Origin of the sequence: Leucobacter sp. BZR 635, from assembly GCF_048061935.2 — a bacterium.
In the GTDB taxonomy this organism is placed as follows: domain Bacteria; phylum Actinomycetota; class Actinomycetes; order Actinomycetales; family Microbacteriaceae; genus Leucobacter.
The window spans coordinates 1-19,145 of record NZ_JBLUNZ020000018.1 but is presented as its reverse complement, the minus strand read 5'-3'; the positions used below and the strand labels follow the sequence as shown (position 1 = coordinate 19,145).

The 19,145-nt window shown below is 65.4% G+C and carries 16 protein-coding genes; 9 read left to right on the top strand and 7 right to left on the bottom strand.

The features are described 5' to 3' along the window. Positions 1-23: 23 nt before the first annotated feature. Positions 24-980 (bottom strand): Lrp/AsnC family transcriptional regulator, encoded by a 957-nt coding sequence (locus ACI1US_RS02875; protein WP_461638061.1) that lies wholly within the window; start codon positions 978-980, stop codon positions 24-26. A 172-nt stretch (positions 981-1,152) separates the two neighbouring features. On the opposite strand from ACI1US_RS02875, the gene ACI1US_RS02870 reads away from it, so the two are divergent. The 3 genes from ACI1US_RS02870 to ACI1US_RS02860 are packed head-to-tail and all read left to right on the top strand — an operon-like array spanning position 1,153 to position 3,937. Further along, a complete protein-coding gene (locus ACI1US_RS02870) occupies positions 1,153-1,323 on the top strand; it encodes a hypothetical protein (protein WP_461638020.1) in 171 nt (56 codons plus the stop codon). Next, positions 1,320-2,795 (top strand): purine-cytosine permease family protein, encoded by a 1,476-nt coding sequence (locus ACI1US_RS02865; protein WP_461638018.1) that lies wholly within the window; start codon positions 1,320-1,322, stop codon positions 2,793-2,795. Before ACI1US_RS02870 ends, ACI1US_RS02865 begins: the two co-directional genes overlap by 4 nt. Positions 2,796-2,797: 2 nt before the next feature. After that, complete coding sequence (locus tag ACI1US_RS02860; protein ID WP_461638016.1) at positions 2,798-3,937, top strand: zinc-binding dehydrogenase; 1,140 nt, start codon at positions 2,798-2,800, stop codon at positions 3,935-3,937. Here ACI1US_RS02860 and ACI1US_RS02855 read toward each other — a convergent pair. Then, complete coding sequence (locus tag ACI1US_RS02855) at positions 3,934-4,980, bottom strand: 1-aminocyclopropane-1-carboxylate deaminase (protein WP_461638014.1); 1,047 nt, start codon at positions 4,978-4,980, stop codon at positions 3,934-3,936. The genes ACI1US_RS02860 and ACI1US_RS02855 overlap by 4 nt on opposite strands. A 133-nt stretch (positions 4,981-5,113) precedes the next feature. Between ACI1US_RS02855 and ACI1US_RS02850 the strand changes: the two genes are divergently transcribed. Next, positions 5,114-5,755, top strand: a complete 642-nt coding sequence (locus ACI1US_RS02850; RefSeq protein ID WP_461638012.1) for a GntR family transcriptional regulator — start codon at positions 5,114-5,116, stop codon at positions 5,753-5,755. A gap of 23 nt (positions 5,756-5,778) precedes the next feature. Here ACI1US_RS02850 and ACI1US_RS02845 read toward each other — a convergent pair whose 3' ends face one another. Continuing rightward, positions 5,779-6,360, bottom strand: coding sequence for a helix-turn-helix domain-containing protein (locus tag ACI1US_RS02845; RefSeq protein WP_416550126.1), 582 nt, complete (start codon positions 6,358-6,360; stop codon positions 5,779-5,781). A 140-nt stretch (positions 6,361-6,500) separates the two neighbouring features. On the opposite strand from ACI1US_RS02845, the gene speB reads away from it, so the two are divergent. After that, the gene (speB, locus tag ACI1US_RS02840; RefSeq protein WP_059063472.1) at positions 6,501-7,448 is read left to right on the top strand and encodes an agmatinase; all 948 of its coding nucleotides are present in this window, start codon (positions 6,501-6,503) and stop codon (positions 7,446-7,448) included. Between the two features lie 9 nt (positions 7,449-7,457). On the opposite strand, the gene ACI1US_RS02835 is transcribed toward speB, so the two are convergent. Then, entirely contained in the window at positions 7,458-9,164 is a 1,707-nt protein-coding gene (locus ACI1US_RS02835; RefSeq protein ID WP_461638009.1) for a PucR family transcriptional regulator, read from the bottom strand. 147 nt (positions 9,165-9,311) lie between these two features. Here ACI1US_RS02835 and ACI1US_RS02830 point away from each other — a divergent pair, with 147 nt between their 5' ends. The 3 genes from ACI1US_RS02830 to ACI1US_RS02820 all read left to right on the top strand — a co-directional run bounded on the left by ACI1US_RS02830 (position 9,312) and on the right by ACI1US_RS02820 (position 13,634). Continuing rightward, positions 9,312-10,817: a sodium:solute symporter family protein gene (locus tag ACI1US_RS02830; protein WP_416550128.1), complete on the top strand. Its 1,506-nt coding sequence runs from the start codon at positions 9,312-9,314 to the stop codon at positions 10,815-10,817. A gap of 106 nt (positions 10,818-10,923) precedes the next feature. After that, entirely contained in the window at positions 10,924-12,639 is a 1,716-nt protein-coding gene (locus ACI1US_RS02825) for a thiamine pyrophosphate-binding protein (RefSeq protein ID WP_416550129.1), read from the top strand. After that, positions 12,636-13,634 (top strand): C-terminal binding protein, encoded by a 999-nt coding sequence (locus tag ACI1US_RS02820; RefSeq protein WP_461638006.1) that lies wholly within the window; start codon positions 12,636-12,638, stop codon positions 13,632-13,634. Before ACI1US_RS02825 ends, ACI1US_RS02820 begins: the two co-directional genes overlap by 4 nt. 73 nt (positions 13,635-13,707) lie before the next feature. Here ACI1US_RS02820 and murJ read toward each other — a convergent pair whose 3' ends face one another. From murJ to ACI1US_RS02805, 3 genes are all read right to left on the bottom strand, one after another. After that, on the bottom strand, positions 13,708-15,126 hold the full coding sequence (murJ, locus tag ACI1US_RS02815) for a murein biosynthesis integral membrane protein MurJ (RefSeq protein WP_461638004.1): 1,419 nt from the start codon (positions 15,124-15,126) through the stop codon (positions 13,708-13,710). A 134-nt stretch (positions 15,127-15,260) separates the two neighbouring features. Further along, positions 15,261-16,706: a purine-cytosine permease family protein gene (locus tag ACI1US_RS02810; protein ID WP_461638002.1), complete on the bottom strand. Its 1,446-nt coding sequence runs from the start codon at positions 16,704-16,706 to the stop codon at positions 15,261-15,263. Positions 16,707-16,781: 75 nt separating this feature from the next. Continuing rightward, positions 16,782-17,657, bottom strand: coding sequence for a nitrilase-related carbon-nitrogen hydrolase (locus ACI1US_RS02805; protein WP_461638000.1), 876 nt, complete (start codon positions 17,655-17,657; stop codon positions 16,782-16,784). A 206-nt stretch (positions 17,658-17,863) separates the two neighbouring features. On the opposite strand from ACI1US_RS02805, the gene ACI1US_RS02800 reads away from it, so the two are divergent. Beyond that, positions 17,864-18,787 (top strand): Lrp/AsnC family transcriptional regulator, encoded by a 924-nt coding sequence (locus tag ACI1US_RS02800; RefSeq protein ID WP_461637998.1) that lies wholly within the window; start codon positions 17,864-17,866, stop codon positions 18,785-18,787. Positions 18,788-19,145: the final 358 nt, after the last annotated feature.

Below are 19,145 nucleotides of genomic sequence, written 5' to 3'. Positions count from 1 at the left end.
ATCCCCCAGCCTGGCTCGACGGGTCAGCTGAGGAGATCTCCCTCTCCGTACTGCTCCTTGAGCATGCGGAGGTTGGCCCAGGTGTCCACGCGGGATACTTCGGGATGTGAACGGAGCCGGTCGGTGAGCCTGAGGATCTCGTCATGCGATCCACCGGAAAGGGTCGCGATGAGGTCGTACCCGCCCGAAGACACAGCAAGAAACTCGGGCCCGAGTTCGCGGACGCGTTCGATCGCGGCCGCAAGCGGGCCTCGGACCTGAATGCCCGCACCAACGGTGAGCGTTGCGGCATGGCTGCCACGTGTCGGGATTCCGACGACCTTTACGGCGCCGTGATTGGTGAGCCGTGCCAGCCGCAGCCGTGCACCGCTTGCGGAAATTGCTGCGGCTTCGCCGAGCTCGCGAAAGGTTGCCCTGCCGTCCCGCTGCAGGTGCCGGATTATGGCGCGATCCGAGTTATCGACCACGAAGCTCGTGCGCCCGGTGCGGATCGGGGAGTAGAGGTTGATCTCGATGCTGTCGTAGTGGTGAATCCGCAGTTCGCGGACGTGGGGAAGCTGGCGGATGTAGTCGACCGTGTCCCGAAGGTGAGGATCCGCGCCGGCACGCAGCTCTGCATCGAGCGCGTAGCTGCCCGTGATTTCCGCGATAAACGTGGTTTCTGGCATCGCAATCAACGCATCCCGAGCCTCGGCTATCGGGCCGTCGAGCGCGATCTGCACGTACGCGAACCGCTCGAGCCCCAGCAGGTCAGGGCTGATGGACACCGTGATGCGAAGCTCTTCGTTCTCGAGTGCACTTTGGACGACGCTACTCACGAAGCGCCGCGTGGTGCCGTGTTTTGCGGCAATGTGGGCGAAGCTCGCTCTTCCGTTTGCTCGGAGCTCGTCAAGCACCCGAGCACGAAGCCCTTCGGAAATTGCGCCCTGTTCCACGTTGCCTCCGGAAATCTGGTCGAGCGTACGCGAGCGTTTGCGCACCAAAGCACACCCTATGGGGTGATGTTGTGACTCAAATGAACGGATTCGGGCAATTTCCGCATATGAGGGTGCGTCAGCATGCAAATTCGGTTGAGAACGTACGCTCCGCGTCTTAGTCTTTCTGTGGTTTACGAAGCGGTATCGCGGGGACTAACAAGGAGGTCGGACCCACATGTCTGAATTCACGGAGCTGGAAGTGGAGCTCGAACGTCGGCTCACCATCCTCGAGACTGAGGAAGCCGCAGATCCGGTGCACGCGGCAATGAGCGGGAAAAGTTTGACACTGTTTCTTGTCGTGGTCGTGGGCATCGTTGCCGTAGCGATCCTGGGAGTGGCGCTGTGAGCGCGCGGCCGGCGCGAGGCGAGCCCACTGGGGTCGAAGCAGCGGTCTCGAAAGAAGCTACGTACGGTTCCCTTCCCCTGCTCAAACATGAGCGCACCTGGAGCGGCGGAGACTTCAGCTGGGTGACGCTGAGCCTTGCCATCGCGACTTGGGCGTTTCTCACGGGAGGGTCGACGGTGCTGCTCGTGGGCTTTACCGACGGCATTGCGGCCATGCTCATTGGCAACAGCATCGGGCTCGCGATCATGACTCTGGGAAGCGTGCTTTTCAGTCAGCGGCTCGGAATCGAACAGTACCGAGTGTTGAAGTCGGTCTTCGGTATCGTCGGCGTGGGCATCGTGGTGTTTGTCGTGGTGCTGCTCACTGAGATGGGCTGGACCTCGCTGCTCGGGGTGATGTTCGGACGGGCCTTCACTGAGATCTCGAATCAAGCCTTTGGAACTGAGTTCGCGCAGTTTGGGCCGATTGTGACGGTGTTCGCGCTGCTCGCTATCTTCGTCGGCTGGATCATCCTGTCGCGAGGACCGGTGACAATCAGCAAGTTGAATCGCTTTGTAGCGCCGGGGCTGCTCGTGGTGGTCGCTCTGATGATGATTCTGTTGATGACGCACTACAGCTGGGGAGAGCTTCTGGCGGCGCAACCGCTCGCGCCATTCGCCGACGAGCAACTGAACTTCATGATGGCCGTCGAGTTTAACCTCGGGGCTGGCCTGTCGTGGTGGCCCGTCATGGGCACCCTCGCGCGCCTGACGCGCGGACCGCGCGCGGCAGTCTGGCCCGCGTATGGCGGAATCTTTATTGGTACTGTCGTTGCGCAGCTCGTCGGCATGGCGGCAGGCCTGTTGTTCGGACAGGCGGATCCGACGTCGTGGATGGTTCCGCTCGGCGGGCCTGTTCTTGGCGTGCTCACACTGCTGTTTGTTGGGTTTGCCAACGTCACGAGCATGGCGTCAATCGCCTACTCGACCGTGCTTGCTGTGAAGCAGTCCAGCGGGAAAGCGCTCTCGAGATTGCGCTGGCCTGTGCTCGCTGCTGGCTTTCTTGCGCTGCCCGCTGTGCTGAGCTTCTTTCCGGGCTTCATGTACGAGCAGTTCATGACGTTCGTCGTCATCAGCGGTGCGTTCATCGCGTCCATTTGCGGCGTGATCGTTGCCGACTACTTCGTGATGCGCCGCCAAGTGGTGCCGCTGCGCGCCCTGTACAGAAGTGGCCCGAGCGATCCGCTGCGGTTCACGGGTGGGGTGAACATCGCGGCGATGCTCGCTGTTGCGCTCGCTTCAACCTTCTACCTCTGGGTATACAACCCGATCACGCTAGAAACGCAGCCGTTGTTCCGGGTCGCGACGGCGACGGTTCCTGCCGTGCTGATCGCAATGGTGAGCTATCTCGCGCTGAACTACCTGCTGTATGTGCGCCGCGGCCGCGGCGCGTATGGGGGACCTGACACGTTTGCGGCCGCCGGAAGGAACTAACCATGGCCAACTCGATTACAGTACGTGCCGCAGTGTACCGCGGCGATGGAGATCGGCTCGCTGTCGAAGAGCTTCGCCTCGATGCTCCAGCACACGGCGAGGTGCGGATCGCGGTGCGCGCTGCCGGTGTGTGTGGATCGGATCGCCATGTCATTGACGGCGAATGGAACGTGCCGATGCCCGCCGTGATGGGGCACGAAGCAGCGGGCGTTGTCGAAGCTGTCGGGGCCGGCGTGCGTGAGCTGGCCGTCGGTGATCATGTGGTGGTCGCTTGGCACCAGGCATGCCAGCGTTGCGGGGAATGCGCCGGGGGGAAGCCGTGGGCATGCATGCGGGTGAAGTCGAACGAGTCGAGGTTGCCGGATGGCACCACACGGTGGCAGTCGCTTGACGGTGCCGAGGCGTGGCCTTACCTCGCGGTTGGAGCGATGAGTGAGCACATCGTGGTACCTGATTTTGCGGCGATCAAGATCGATGAACGAGTGCCGTTTGACGTTGCGAGCCTCATTGGCTGTTCCGTTGGAACGGGCTACGGCGCGGTGGTGAACAACGCGGAGGTGCTCGCTGGCGAATCAGCGGTGGTCGTTGGCGCAGGTGGCGTTGGGCTATCCATCATCTCCGCGCTGCGGCTCGCAGGTGCCACGCCGATTATTGCGGTCGATGTCTCGGAGGAGAAACTTGCTGAGGCGAAGCGTCTTGGTGCGACCCACGGGCTGATCGGCGGGCCTGAGCTTCCGGCAGAGGTCGCCGCGCTGACGGCTGGCGGTGCGGATGTGGCCTTCGAGGCGATCGGGAGGATCCCGACAATGGAGCAGCTTCCGACGCTCCTTCGCCCAGGCGGGCGGGCGGTGTTTGTCGGTTTGCCGCCGGAGGGGCACCCGCTCACCCTCGACGCCCTCCTGCTGGCTTACGAAGGCAAAACCATTATCGGTTCGAACTATGGCGGGCTAGTTCCTGCTCGGGACTTTCCTCGAGTGGCGGCTGCTTACCTTGCCGGAGAGCTGCCGCTTGACGAGCTCATCAGTGCCAGGATCGCGCTCGACGAGGTGAATGAAGCTTTTGACGCCATGCGACGAGGAGAGCGTACTCGCAGTGTGATCGTGTTTGCGCCGGAGTCGCCAGCGAGCGGAGCCGAAAGCTAGCCGCTGAACTCCGACGAGTAAGCGTTGAGGGCGAGCTGGCCGCCGAGGTGTGCGTAGAGCACGTTCGAATCGGCCGAGATGCGTCCGTCGCGTACGAGATCCATGAGGCCGGCCATCGATTTCCCTTCGTAGACCGGGTCGACGATCACTCCCTCGAGAGATCCCAGCGAGGTGATGGCGTTGATCGTCGAAGCGTCGGGAATGCCGTACGCCGGGCCCTCCCACCCGGGGAGGATCGTGATCTCGTCGTCGCGGAGCGCGCGTCCGAGGCCGATGAGGTCTGCGGTGTTGGTGGCGATGCGGGTGACCTGTGCGATGGTCTTGTCGAGGGTCGCCGATGCGTCGATGCCGATGACCTTGCGCGGCCTCCCGCCCGCGTCCTCGAGTGCCGCAAAGCCGGCAATCATTCCGGCCTGGGTTGACCCGGTGACGGCACAGACGATGATCGTGTCGAAGAAGACGCCAAGCTGCTGCTCCTGCTCGGCGACCTCCTGTGCCCAGTGTGCGTATCCGAGGCCGCCGAGCGGGTGAACGGATCCGCCGGCGGGGATCGCGTATGGCGTCCCGCCGTTGGCCTCCACGTCTGCGATGGCTTCTTCCCAGCTATCGCGGATGCCGATGTCAAAGCCGCGCGGATCGAGCCTGACGTCGGCGCCCATGATGCGCGAGAGCTCGATATTGCCGACCTTGTCGTTGACAGGGTCGTCCCAATCGACCCAGCGTTCCTGCACCAGACGGGCTTTCAGCCCGAGGTGGGCGGCGGTTGCGGCGACCTGGCGGGTGTGGTTCGACTGGACGCCGCCGATCGACACAATGGTGTCGGCGCCGGAGGCGAGGATGTCGGGGACGATGTACTCGAGCTTGCGCGTCTTGTTTCCGCCGAATGCGAGCCCCGAGATGCAGTCGTCGCGTTTTGCCCAGATCTGCGCGCCGCCGAGATTGTCGGTGAGGCGCTGCAGCTTGTGGATGGGGCTCGGGCCGAAGGTGAGCGGGTAGCGCTGGTGGCCAGCAATCCCGGGTACGAGTGCGTGCGATGCGTTCACGATGTCTCCTTTGACTGCGAAACTGCAGGTGAGGCCTGGCTGTGGACCCAACCGATGTAATATGCAATATATTGCGCGAGAAGGGGTGCGTCAAGCGCATATCCTCGAATGACGACGACGAGAGTTGAGGCTGATGCCGGTTCCTTCAGAGCGCGAGCTGCATGCGAGGACGCTCCTGCGCGACGACGTGTACATCAGTCTCCGTGACGCCATTGTTCGTGGCGAGCTGCTCCCGGGTGAGCAGCTGCGCGATGTGGAGCTCAGCGCGTGGCTTGGCGTCTCGCGCACTCCCATCCGCGAAGCGCTTCTCAGGCTGGCGCGCGCGGGACTCGTCGTATCGACTCCGGGCCGACTGACGGCAGTCGCCCCGGAAGACCCACAGCGCGTGTGTTGGGCGCAGCAGATCGTGAGCGAGCTCCACGCGCTCGCAACGCGGGTCGCGGTGGGCAAGATGGCGGACGCGGACTACGCCGAGATGCTCGAGGCGAATGTGCGGCTCGGGGTGGCGATTGCCGACGGTGACGCGGGGGAGGCGATCCGGGCCGACGACGCGTTCCACGCGGTGCCGGTACGTGTGGCGGGAAACCCGCTCATTGCCGAACAGCTCGAGGGTGTTGCGCCGATGCTGCACCGTGCCGAGTATCTGCACTTCGGGGCGACGCCGGGGCGACTCTCGCCCGAGCGCCACGAACGGATCGTTGCCGCGATGCGCGCCGGAGACGCAGAAGCGGCCGCGGATCTCGCTCGCCGAAACTGGGAGAGCCTCGGCGAGTAGCTGGCGAGTAGCTGGCGAGTAGGTTAGCGCGAGCCGCTCCAGGCCGCCGGCACGAGGATCCACGCGATTTCGGCGCCCGCCGCGCCAGCCCGCCACGTGTGCGGGGTGCGGCCGGGGAAGGTGAGGGTGTCGCCCGGTGCGAGCGCGACCGTGCGGTCGGAGAACTGCACATCGACCGTTCCCGACACCAAGTGGAGCGACTCGACGTCGCAACTGACGGTGTAGAGCTCGTCGCCGCCCGAGCCGTTGGGCTCGACGCTCGACCGAAGCACCTGCACGCGCTCTTCTGATCTCGGAGTGACGAGCCGCTCATCAGCGCCGATGCCACCCATGTTGATGCGGGGAGCGTCGGCGAGGGTGACAAGCTGCACGTCTGGTTCTTCAAACAGCGACCCGATGGGGAGCGAGAGCGCCTGGCAGAGCTGTACGAGCGTTGGCACGCTCGGCATGGTCTCGTCGCGCTCGATGCGGCTGATGAAGCCCTTGGTGAGGTCGGACGCGACTGCGAGTTGTTCGAGCGTGAGGCCCTGCGCCTGCCGCGAGCTGCGGAGCTTCGCGCCGATCTGCACCTGGGTCTCGGCCGCGGTGGGGTGGATCGGTCGCACGGTGGCTCCTCTTTCGTGGCGGGCTCGGGGCTGGGTGTTCCACGCGTTGACGCTGCTGGACTCTCAGTCTATGCTGGAACGAAGTTCACTAATAGTGCTCAAGAGTTTACTATTAGACAACACGTTAGGAGCAATTACCCGTGACCGCACACACTCCACAGGGCCCCGTCGACGCGAGCCTCACTCCCCGCTACGCCGGCATCGCGACCTTCGCGAAGCTGCCGCGCATTGAAGACGTCCCCGCGGCGGACATCGCCGTCGTCGGTGTCCCCTTCGACAGCGGCGTGAGCTTCCGGCCCGGCGCGCGCTTCGGCCCCGCGCACGTGCGCGAGGCATCGCGCCTGCTCCGCCCCTACAACCCGGCGCAAGACGTATCGCCGTTCTACGTGAAGCAGGTTGTCGACGCAGGCGACATCGTTGCGAACCCCTTTAACCTCGACGAGGCAGTCGATCAGGTTGAGGCAGCAGCAACAGAGCTCGGCGAAAAGGTTGACAAGATCGTCACCATCGGAGGCGACCACACGATCGCGCTGCCGCTGCTGCGCGCCATCAACAAGAAGCACGGCCCCGTCGCCGTGCTCCACTTCGACGCACACCTCGATACCTGGGACACCTACTTCGGTGCACCGACGACGCACGGCACCCCGTTCCGCCGCGCCTCGGAAGAGGGCCTCATCGACATGACCGCGTCGATGCACGGCGGCACCCGCGGCCCGCTCTACGGCAAGCAGGATCTCGAGGACGACGCAATGCTCGGCTTCCAGATCGTCACGAGCGAGTTTATCGAGGAGCACGGGATCCCGGCGGCCCTCGAGAAGATCCGCACTCGCGTCGGTGACAAGCCGCTCTACATCTCGATCGACATCGACGTGCTCGATCCCTCGCACGCGCCGGGCACCGGCACACCCGAAGCCGGCGGATTGACGAGCCGCGAGATGCTCCGCCTGATCCGCGGTCTTGCTGACCTGCACATCGTTGGCGCTGACGTCGTCGAGGTCGCCCCGGCCTACGACCACGCGCAGATCACCGCAGTGGCCGCGAGCCACGTGGTCTACGAACTCGTCAGCGCGATGGCCGCACGCGACTAACGCAACCTGTTACCGATCAGAGCTGGCCCCGGGTGATGCGCCCGGGGCCAGCTCTGCGTCGACTGCGGTAAGCGCAAGCAGGATCCTTGCGCGCTCAAGCGGATCCTCAAGGTCGCGGCCAAGGAGCTGTTGGGACTCGGCGACGAGCCGCCTGACGGTATTGCGATGCAGGCCGAGCTCGCGGGCGCTGCGATCCCACGAACCGTGTTGCCGCAGCCAACTCGTGAGTGCTGTGCGCTGCTCTGCCTTATTCGCTGCGAGCAGCGGCGCAAGCCACTGCGCTGCGGCGACGCGTGCGACCGCTGGGTCTGCCGCGGCCGCCAGCGGCCAACTCGTCGCGTTCGGCTCAGCGTTGCCGTCGACGTGCCCGCCGATGTGGAGTGCTGCGCGCGCAAACTCCTCGGCCTCCTGCATCGCGGTCGGCAGCTCCAAAAATGCTCGCGGTTTGCTCACTGCGAGCAGCCACCCCAGCTGTTCAGCGTGCTGGAACTCCCCGGGACTCGGCGGGCTCCCGACAAACGCGCGCAACTGCTTTGAACGATGCTCGACAAACGGGGTGTGGAGGAGATTCCGCAGCCAGTTCGTGTCAGAGGCGACGGTCTCACCCGCCGGCACCGGGTCGTGGTCAGCCGGGAGGCGGGGGTTGCGAATCGCGATGACCGCGTGCGCGGTTTTCGCTCCGCCCCCGAGGGAATTGCCGACGAGCCGCGCGAACCGTTCACGCTCGGCACCGATGATCTGCGAACCGTGCCGCTCCATGAGTAGCTGCATGATGAGCTGATCCACCGCCATCGACTGGGCGGCAGGAAGTTGGAGGAGGAGACCGACGAGGTTCGCGGCGAGCTGGAGTGCGGTGAGATCGATTCTTGACAGGCGTGGCGACCTGCCAATCGCGAGAATCGCGGTGCCCTCGGCGTTCCGACCCCGCGAGTTGCGCGGTGCAGCCTCATGCGCGGCGACTTCGTAGTCGACGCCGGCCACGGTGATCGCGGTGAACACCGCGGACGCGCCAGCGCGAGACCCCCGGGGGCGGCGGAGCCGTTCATCGAAGTCCGCAAAGAGATCCAAGAAGTTTGCGCCCGCTGGGGTGTGGCCGCCGAGATACAGCTCGTCGCCGATGCGCAGTGCCGCCCAGCTTCCTCGGTCGGTCGCGAGTCGCTCGACGAGGCGTTGCGCTGGCCGATGCTGCAGCACGGCTTCAGTGAGGTGCCGCGCGAGCGTGTTCATGTGCTCGAGGGCGCGCGTGCGCTCGGTCTCCAGTGCCCGGTTGAGGGTGCTCGTGACGGCGGCGAAATAGATTGGCGGTGGCAGCACAATGAGCGGGAAGTCGACGGCCTGGCATGCGGCAAGGAGGGTTGGTGGAATCTCGGCGTGCACCGGTTCAAGACCAAATACGAGCGCGGGCACTCCTGCTGCGAGTAGCCGGTCAACGTACGCCTGGTCGTGCTCAGCATTGCCCGAGAAGGCAAGCCCGGTGACCAGCAGTAGATCGCCCGGCAGCATGTAGAGCCCCGGGTCTTCGAGCTCGATGACGATCGACGACGCGACTGGCGTGCTCCTAATGCGTGCCGCGAGTCGCGGGTCGGCGCTGAGTGCGCCGGGGGAGGGGGACACGAGCTCCGCTTCGAGCGACGGCTCGTCAAGGAGCGTTGCGAGGGGGACCGTGGCGCGGTCAAGCAGCGTGGGGGCGGGGTGCACGGTTTCTCCTCGGGTCAAGATGTTTCATCCTATCGGCGACTCGATCTAGGATAAATCGCCGTCGTGTTCGGCGTGAAACCTGAGTACCGTCCCTAGAAGAAGCACGCAGTCGGCGTCGACACCACGGATCGGTGTCGATCCACACCACCGATCAAGGAGGACACTGTGGTCCTGGACTACATCATCATCGCCGCGTATCTCGCTGGCATTCTGGGCGTCGGCTATTGGGGCATGAAGCGCTCCAAGTCGAAGAGCGACTATCTCGTCGCGGGCCGCCGGCTCGGCGGGTTCATGTACTCCGGCGCAATGAGCGCAATCGTCCTTGGCGGCGCGTCGACCGTCGGTGGGATCGGTCTCGGCTGGCAGTACGGCCTTTCGGGTGCCTGGCTCGTCACCTGCATCGGTCTTGGCATTCTGGTGCTCAGCGCGTTCCTCGCGAAGCGGATCGTGAAGCTCAAGGTGACGACAGTCACTGAAATGCTTGACCTGCGCTACGGCGGATCGAACGGCCTGATCTCGGGCATCGTGATGTTCCTCTACACGCTCATGCTCACGGTGACGTCGACCCTCGCCTACGCGACAATCTTCCATGTGCTGTTCGGAATCTCGAACGTCTGGGGAGTCGTCATCGGCGGTTCGATTGTCGCCGTCTACTCGATCATGGGCGGCATGTGGTCGATCACGATGACCGACGTCGTGCAGTTCGTCATTAAGACCGTTGGCATGTTCTTCATGCTGCTCCCGATCGCACTCATGACGGCATCTGACGAGGCTGGCGGCTGGTCCGGTATTCGCGAGCGTCTTGGCGACTCGTTCTTCTCGCCGTGGTCGATCGGCGGCATGACCATCGTTACCTACGTCATCGTCTACACGCTCGGACTGCTCATTGGGCAGGACATCTGGCAGCGTGTCGTCACCGCGCGCACCCCGCGAGTGGCGAAGTGGGGCGGCATCGCCTCCGGCGTCTACTGCCTGCTGTACGCACTCGCCGGCGCGCTTATTGGCATGGCGGCACGCGTGCTGTTCCCGGAACTCGATAACCGCGACGACGCCTTCGGGCTCATGGCGCAGGAGATGCTGCCGCCCGGCGTTCGCGGCATCGTGCTGGCCGCCGCCCTCTCCGCAATGATGTCGACCGCCAGCGGGGCGCTCATCGCCTCAGCGACCGTCTTCACCACCGATCTCATGCCCGCCGCGCGCCGGCTCTTCGGGCTCCGACCCAAGCAGACGCAACTCGAGGACGGCCACGTTGGCAGCGACAGCCTCGTTGCCTACCGCGTGACTATTTTTGTGCTCGCCGGCGTGACGATGTTCATCTCGACGCTCGTCACCGACGTCGTCGCGGCGCTCACCATCGCCTACGACATCCTCGTCGGCGGCCTGCTCGTCGCAATTGTTGGCGGCCTCTTCTGGCGTCGCGGGACACGGGCCGGAGCGCTCGCGAGCATGCTCGTCGGCACGATCACCGTCATCATCTCGATGTTCGTGTGGGGCATCCTCGCAAACGAGCCGATCTACTTCAGCCTGCTTGCGAGCCTCGTCACCTACATCGTCGTGAGTCTCTGCACGAAGCCCGTCGCGACCGAGGTCGTTGAGGAATGGACGCACCGGCTCAGCCTCGACGACCGCACCGCGGTCAACGACGTCGTCTATTCCGACGAACAGCGCTAATGCTCCGCGGGACAACCCCGCGCTCCCGGTCCCGCGGAGGGCACGCCCGCGGGACCGGTCACCGTCTCTCTGAGTGCCTGCACACACAGTTCTTGAGGAGGAACTCATGACCACGCAGACCCCAGACACCGGCCAGCGCATCGGCGGTGACGTCGTGCTTGAAACGCTCATCGCGCTCGGAGCACGCGGCGTCGTCGGCCTGCCGGGCCAGCACGCGCTCGGACTGTTTGATGCGCTCCGCCGCTCCGACCTCGCGTACCTCAGCGCTCGCGTCGAGAACAACGCCGGCTTTATGGCAGACGGCCTTGCCCGAGTCACCGGCGCGGTCGCCCCGCTGCTGCTGTCGACCGGGCCCGGTGCGCTCACCTCGCTCGCGGCGCTGCAGGAAGCGGCCGCATCGTCGATCCCCGTGCTCGCGATCAGCGCGCAGATCCCCGTCGCCGGACTCGGCGGTGGCCGCCACGGCTACCTACACGAACTGCCGCAGCAGTCGGACTCGTTCCGCGGCGTCGTGAAGCACGTCGTGACGGTTCGCACGATGTCGCAGATCCCCACCGCGCTCGCCGAGGCCTGGCGGATCGCCGCGGCAGCACCGCAGGGCCCCGTGCTCGTCGAGGTTCCCCAGGACATCCTGCTCGCTTCGGCGCACGATGTGCCTGACCTGTCTGGCGCGGCACTCCCGCAGACCCCGGCGCTGCTCTCGCCCATCGCCGAGGCAATCGGCCACGCGGCCGAGGTGCTCGCACGCGCAGAGCGCCCGGTGATCTTCGCGGGCGGCGGTGTGGTCCGTGCTGGCGCGCAGGCCGAGCTGGCCGCGCTCGCAGAGCGACTCGACGCGCCCGTCATCACGACGTTTAGCGGAAAGACGGCGATGCCGTGGGAGCACGAGCTCTCAGGTCAGGGATGGATCGAAGACATCGCGACGACCGAGTTCCTGGAGAGCGCCGATGTGCTCGTCATCGTTGGGAGCGGTGTCGGCGAGCTCTCGAGCAACTACCACACCTTCCGGCCTCGGGGCCGGGTCATCCAGATCGAGGCGGATCTGGGCAAGCTCGGATCCAACCATCCGGGAATCGGGATCCACGCCGACGCGAAGCTCGCCCTCGGCGACCTTGATTGCGCAGTGGCGGGGGCCGGTCGCGCGAGCTCCCCAGAGCGGCGCGCCAGCGCAACGGCACGCATCGCGAGTCTCCTCGAAACCGTGCTCGCGCGCGTCGAGGGCCAAGGGCGCGACGCCGAACTTGCGCTGGTGCGCGGACTGCGCGATGCACTCCCCGACGACACCCAGGTCTATTGGGACATGACGATCCTCGCCTACTGGGCATGGTCGGCATGGGACGGTCGCGGCTCTGAGTTCGCGTCGGCGCAGGGTGCCGGCGGGCTTGGGTATGGCTACCCGGCGGCACTCGGCGCCGCGTTCGGGCGCCGCATTGCGGGCGAGAGTGGATCCGTGCTCGCGGTGTCCGGCGACGGCGGCGCGCTCTACGGCATCGCCGAGCTCGCGGTCGCGGCTCAGCATGAGCTTCCCGTCGTGTGGCTCATCGTCGATGACGGCGGCTACGGCGTGCTTCGTGAATACATGGAGGGTGCGTTCGGCGCGGCAACAGCGACCGAACTCACCCGACCGAACTATGTCGCGCTCGCGGAGGCCTTCGGCATCGCCGCAGAACACACGACGCTCGACGAAGCGCCTGCTGCGGTCGCCCGCGCTCTCGCGGCAGGTGGGCCGCGGGTCGTCGTCTTGCCGGCGGTGCTCGAGCTGTTTGCGCCCACCCATCTCGACCGCCTGGGCAGCGGCGACGAGAACGGAGCCGCAGCATGACCCGCCCGCTCGTCCTCTTCACCGACGAAACCGATCTCGATCCGGCGCCCGGCCGGGCACTCCTGGAGCGCGCCGGCTGCGACACGCTGCTCGCCGATCTGCCGTCGACAGCCGCGGCTGAGCGGGCGCTGCCCGCCGGTGCAGAGCGTGCCGTCGCCCTGGTCGTTGGCTATGCACGCATCGACGCTGATCTCCTCGACCGGCTTCCGAACGTCGGCTTCATCGCGACGATGAGCGCCGGCTTCGACATGATCGACCGCACCGCCGCGGAAGCACGCGGCATCTGGGTCGTGAACCTCACGGATGCCGCAACCGAGGAGGTCGCTGCACACGCGCTGACCCTCATGCTCGCGCTCGAACGGGACCTGCGCGGGAGCCTCGCGGTGACCGCTGCGGGCGGGTGGACCGACGACGTCACCGCGGTCCCGCGCAGGCTGAGCGGTCTCACGCTCGGACTGTTCGGGTTCGGCCGCATCGCGCAGCGCCTCGCCCAGGTCGCGGCGCTGAGCTTCGCGCGCGTGATCGCTCACGACCCCTTCGTCACCACGCCGGTGCACGGGGTTGAACTGGTCGACCGCGACACCCTGATCGGGGCAGCTGACGTGCTCTCCCTGCATCTTCCGCTGACGGCAGACACTCACGGCGCGATAGGCGCACAGACCTTCGCCGCGATGCGACCGGGGTCGAGCCTCGTGAATGTTTCACGTGGTGAACTCGTCGACCCTGCCGCGCTTGCGGCCGCCCTCGACTCAGGGGCGATTCGCGGGGCAGCCGTTGACGTGCTGCACGGTGAACCGCCGGCCGCCGACCACCCGCTGCGGCGCGACCCGCGCGTGCTGGTCACGCCGCACGTCGCGTTTCTCTCCGACGGATCGCTCGAGCACTACACACTCGATCCGGCGCGCAATGTGCTCTCGTGGCTTCGTACCGGTGCGGCCGCGCGCGCCGCGGTCACGGGCAGGGAGACGACACCGCTGCTGCCAGCAGCACACTAGTGGTCGCCCCGAGCTGGTCGCAGCCGCCCGTCGGCGCTGCGACCAGCTCTCGGGGGTTCCCGCCTGGCGCGGGCTATCTCCCAAGCCTGCGGCGCATACACGCCCAGGCGCCGCGCATCTCTTGGTTTTTCAGCGCGAACAGCGCCCCCGCGTACACGATGCCCATGAGCGAGACGATCGCGATTGCGCTCACCAGGGCGGGAAGTACACCGCTGAGCGCGAAGCTTCCCAAGGTAATCCCGCCGAACGCCTGCAGCAGGGCGATGCCAGCGCCCAGCGCAAGCAGTCCGCCGGCCATGCACTGCACGAGTGCGTGTGCGATCGAACGGCCCCCGATCTCGCCGAGGCGTCGCCGGAGGACCAGGAAAGTGATGACGAGCTGAACCCAGAACAATAGGTTGGTGCCGAGTGTGATGAATGCCGTGGCTGTGCCGGAGGGGAGCATGAAGCTCGTCGCAATTGTCGCGAGGGAGCCGATGGCGATCACCAGCTGGATCAGGAATGGCGATCTGGTATTGCTGTAGGCAAAAAACGCGCGGTTGAACACGAACAGCAGGCTGAAGGCTACGGCCCCAGTGGCGTGGCAGGCCACCACGATCATGACCGGGTAGAGCGACTCAACCCGTGCCCCCGACATGAGCACGCGAGTGATGGGGCCGGCCAACACGGCGATCGCGACCGCGCAGAACGTGATTGCTACGACGGTCAACCGTGACAGCGTGACAAAGTCACGCTTGAAGGGGCGAGTGTCACCCCGCTCAGCGGCCACGCTCATGCGCGTAAACCGCGAGGTCACGAGCGAAATTACGATGATCGAGTGGGGGAGCACGGTGACGAGCGAGGCGAGCTGCCAGGCAGCGATGCCGGCCTCGTTCCCCGCGGCCCGGTTCATCGCCTGGTTGATGAGCAGCGCGACGATCTGCGACACGAGTACTCCGAGAAACGTCCAGCCGCCGAGTCTCGCGGTCACGCCGAGCCCGGTGCCGCGGAAGTTGAAGTCGGGTCTGAACGTGACCCCCGCGCCGCGGAGAAACGCGAACAGGGTGATTGCCTGCAGTGCGACACCGAGGGTTGCTGCGCCAGCGAGTAGGGCGGTGCCGCCCGCTGGCCAGTTCGCGACAGTGCGTTGGCCGTTGGGGTCGGCACCCATGAGCCACAGAAACGCTATGAGCCCGCCGATCGACACCACGTTGTTCAGCACGGGTGTCCACGCGTACGGGCCGAAGCGGCTCCGCGAGTTGAGCACCTCGCCGAGTACGGTGTAGAGCGCAAAGAAGATGATCTGGGGGAGTAGCCAGAACGCGAACCCCGTCGCCAAGCCGAGCTGGCCTGGCACAGACCACTGCGAGCCCAGCCATCCCATGAGCGTTGGGAGTAGCGCAGCAATGAGCGCGCAGAGAGCGACCGACCCCGTCAGTGTGAGGGTGATGAGCTTGTTGACGTATTCGGCCCCGCCGTCAGCGCGCAAGCTTGCGCGCGTGAGCTGCGGCATTGGGGGTGACCATTGCCCCAATATACCCATCGCCCTTCCGCAGCAGCGGCCGCGCCGTAGGTGCCACTGCGTAAAAGCCAGGCGGGGGTCCGCGCTGCATTGGCAGCGCGGACCCCCGCCCCTCCTGATGTGAGTTAGCGGCGCCAGACGCCGAAGACCTGTTCACTGCGCGCGATCGCAGCTTCCTCGGCTGCCGTGTCGCGGCCCCGGTTGAACAGGTAGTACGAGACACCCGAGACGAGCAGCCCGACCGCGAACGCGAAGTCAGCCCCGCCGAGCCCCTCGGCGATCGGCCCGGTGTAGAACGACAGCGAGAAGAACGGGATCATCGCGAAGAAACCGAGCGCGTACGAAGCGAGCCCCCGCCACGCCCACTTGCCGTAGACGCCGTGCTGCGGGTTGACGATGTCGGTGAGGGCGTACCTGCCGCGACGCACGAGGTAGAAGTCAACGAGGTTCACTGCCGACCAGGGCACGAGGAAGTAGAGCATGAGCCCGACGAAGCTGTTGAAACTGTCGACGTAGTTCTCTGGAATGGCGAGCGCGATGACGAGGGTAATGATGCCGACGATGGTGAGTGCGATGACGCGCATGCGCACGGTCGGCTTCACCGGCGTGAAGCCGTCGATCGCGCTCGCCCCAGTGAGCATCGCGCCGTAGGCGTTCACGCCCATGATCGAGACGAGCGCGAGCACCGAAACGAGCACGGCAACCGTACCGAAGCCGGGAATAATCATGTCGCCGACCTCGCGCAGCGTACCGATCGGGTCGGCCCCGGGAATGTAGCTCGCGAGGACCGCGCCGAGCGACATCAGCCAGATCGCTGAGAGCCCGGCCCCGGCGTAGACCGACGAGATGAGCTTCGGCGCAGAGGCGTTGACCGGCAGGTAGCGGGTGTAGTCCGAGACATAGACGGAGTAGCTGATGTTGTAGCCAGCGGAGAGGGAGAACTGGATGAGGAACGCGGAGGCGCTCCACCCAGCGGTGGCTGCGGCTGCTGCCGGATCGATGGGCGCCGCCGAGAAGTGAATGACCGCGAACACGGTGATGACGAGGAAGACTGCGACGAGCGCGTAGGTGAGCCACCGCTGAATGAAGTGCAGCAGGTCGTGGCCAACGACGGCAATAACAATCGAGAGCGCGATGATGACCGGGTACCAGAACCACGTCGCCTCGGAGTACACGCCGATTCCCTGAGTCACGAGAATCGTGTCGAACACGAGGAACCCGATGTAGACGAAGACCGTGGCGATGAAGGGAACGACCGCGCCACGGCTACCGAACTGCGCGCGGGACTGGATCATCTGCGCGAGGCCCATCGTCGGGCCCTGGTTCGCGTGGAACGCCATAAAGAACGTGCCAAAGCCAGCGCCGAGTGCTACCGCCAGCACCGTCCACCAAATGCTCAGCCCGAGACTCGGGCCCGTGAACCCAACCACCATCGTGGTGAGCACGAAGTTGCCGGTAAACCAGAAGGGGCCCTGATGCCACACCTTCCCGTGTCGCTCGGCGAGCGGCACGACGTCGATCGAGCGGGTCTCGATCACGCCGGTGCGCGGCGTCGAAGTGTCTGCAGACATCATTATCCTTACTTCAGTTGACCCGCTACCGTTGCGGGACATCGTGTGCACGCGGCGGTGTGCCGCGGGCGTTGGTTAATGGGCGAAGCGCCCGTAGAGGTCTTCGCGGCGGTCAGCGAACACGTCGCTGTACTCCGCGATGAGTTTCGTTTGGCTGGCCGCAAGATCGATCTCCGCGAGGATCGTGACGGCGGCGTCTTCCCGATCCGCTGCGGTCTCGTCGGGCCCGTGAACCCGTCGAGCGTCGGCAGCGTGGTCGGTGAGCGCGAGCGGCCAGCCGTCGGCATCGACAATGACCGAGGCTGACGACCACTCGACCCCGCGTTCCCGGCCGGAGCGATCGCACGCAGCGATCGCGACGCGATTCACCGAGGCGGCGGCCTGGACCCGAACGACCTCGCCAGGTCGTTCGCCGATTGGCCGGTCAACACTCGGCCAATTCACCGGGGCACAGATGAGCTCTGCGCCCAGGAGCGCAGCGATCCTCACCCACTCGGGGAACTCGAGGTCGTAGCAGATCATCACGCCTACCCGGCCGACCGGAGTATCAACGACGGGCGGGAGATCGTCTCCGGGGGTGAAGATGAGTCGCTCACGGTCCCACAGGTGCGCCTTCCGGTACACCACTGGGTCTCCACCCGGCATGAGGAGGGCAGCACTGTTGAAGGGAGCCCCGTCTGGGTTGGTCTCAGCGAACCCAGCGACGATGACGACGCCGAGTTCGGTTGCGGCGGCCTGCCAGGAGCTGACTGCGAAGCCGTCGGCTGGCTCGCTCGCCGCCGCGGCTTCGGCTGTGTCACGGAACACGTATCCCGAGCTCGCGAGTTCGGGGAGCACGATCACGGTTGCCCCCTGCGCCGCCGCATCCGCAATGAGACCCAGCGAGCGCTGCACGTTCGCGTGCACCTCACCGACGATCGGACTGAACTGGGCGCATGCCACCACTGCCATGACGAGATCCTTCCCTGGAATTCCGCGTGTGCGGACAACTTTGAAGCCTACGTTGCGGGAAAGATTCGAGCGAACGAAAAGACATAAGAATTCGAGCGCCTCTGAGAAGTTGTGCACAAGGTTGTCAACATGGGGATAAATTAGGGGATAATCAGTGGATAACGATGACGAACTGTGCAGGGCGCGCGAAGGTTTTAGGGGGTGTGATGGCTGCAGAGGTGCCGCAGGGGGCGCGGCGTGCAGTACTCCGCGCACTCCAGGAAGACGGCCGCGCAAGCTACTCGCGGCTCGCCACACAGCTCGGCCTCTCGCGGAGGCACGTCACGCAGGTCGTCCAACACGCCATCGACTCGAATGAACTCCGACTCACGGTCTCGATCAGTCCCGACCTGCTCGGGCTCAAACGCTTCGCCTACCTGCAGGTGGCGGTGGAAGGTGCGGTTGAACCGGTGCGGAGAGCGCTCGTCGACCTCCCGGAGACCACGTTCGTTGCCGACGTCGCGGGAACATTCCCGATCGACGTTGAGGTGCGGGTGGGAGCCGACCCGCACCTCAGCGAGGTCATCGGAGTGATCACTGAGATACCGGGCGTGCGCAGCCTCCGTACCCACCTCTACGAGAGCATCGAGGTGAATCGCTACTCACCCCTCCAGATGGGGCACACCGATTTCAAGGTCGATGCGGCCGACCGGGCGATCATCGCGCACCTCCAGCGGGATGGGCGAGCGAGCTTTCGAGAACTCGGCGAGACAGCGGGGCTCTCAGCCGGCGGAGCACGTCTGCGCTTCGAACGACTCAATAGTGCCGGGGCGGTGAAGGTCGTGGCAATGCCCGTTCGCGATCATCAGCGTGAGACACCCTCTATCGGGATGGGGATCCGCACGAGGGCCTCGACGGCGGAGACCCTCGGGCTGCTGCGATCACTCGAGCCCGAGTTCCTCGCTGCGACAATCGGGAGCTACAACTTTGTCGCCACCTTCTCCCGAGAGTCAGCGCAGGAGCTCATATCCGTCACCGACCGGCTCCGGGCGGAGCCGAGCATCACCGCGGTAGAGGCGTGGGCGAACCTGCGGGTACTCAAGGAACAGTACGGCGAGGGGGACAAGCTCGCCGTCACGGAGCCGGGGTGAGACACGCCCGGCAGAGGGGCAACATCGCCACCACGACAAGGATCCAGGGATCCGCGGAGGGCTGGATTTGTGCTCCCCGGAGGATCCGCGTAGTGTTATCACTCGTTGGCCCGGACGGAAACGGACAGGCCGCGAGAATCTCTCACACAACACCCCCAGCTTGAACCGCGTTATGGTTCGTAAAGCGGGTAGGGAAAATGGGATTCTGACTCACCTCAGGTGGCCGTTCTTCGGAAGTGGCTGGGACTGGCCAGGGTGGCGGCAGGAAATGCTGCGGTTCTGGATTTGCGCTTCGGCGTGAGGGTGGCTAAGATAGAAAAGTTGCTCTTCGGAGGGTCTCTTGGTTGAGGCCGGTACG

Coding starts and splice junctions, on each gene's coding strand:
- ACI1US_RS02870 (WP_461638020.1), top strand. CDS start 1,153: ATGTCTGAATTCACGGAGCTGGAAGTGGAGCTCGAACGTCGGCTCACC.
- ACI1US_RS02860 (WP_461638016.1), top strand. CDS start 2,798: ATGGCCAACTCGATTACAGTACGTGCCGCAGTGTACCGCGGCGATGGA.
- ACI1US_RS02850 (WP_461638012.1), top strand. CDS start 5,114: ATGCCGGTTCCTTCAGAGCGCGAGCTGCATGCGAGGACGCTCCTGCGC.
- ACI1US_RS02825 (WP_416550129.1), top strand. CDS start 10,924: ATGACCACGCAGACCCCAGACACCGGCCAGCGCATCGGCGGTGACGTC.
- ACI1US_RS02820 (WP_461638006.1), top strand. CDS start 12,636: ATGACCCGCCCGCTCGTCCTCTTCACCGACGAAACCGATCTCGATCCG.
- murJ (WP_461638004.1), bottom strand. CDS start 15,126: ATGCCGCAGCTCACGCGCGCAAGCTTGCGCGCTGACGGCGGGGCCGAA.
- ACI1US_RS02810 (WP_461638002.1), bottom strand. CDS start 16,706: ATGTCTGCAGACACTTCGACGCCGCGCACCGGCGTGATCGAGACCCGC.
- ACI1US_RS02805 (WP_461638000.1), bottom strand. CDS start 17,657: ATGGCAGTGGTGGCATGCGCCCAGTTCAGTCCGATCGTCGGTGAGGTG.
- ACI1US_RS02800 (WP_461637998.1), top strand. CDS start 17,864: ATGGCTGCAGAGGTGCCGCAGGGGGCGCGGCGTGCAGTACTCCGCGCA.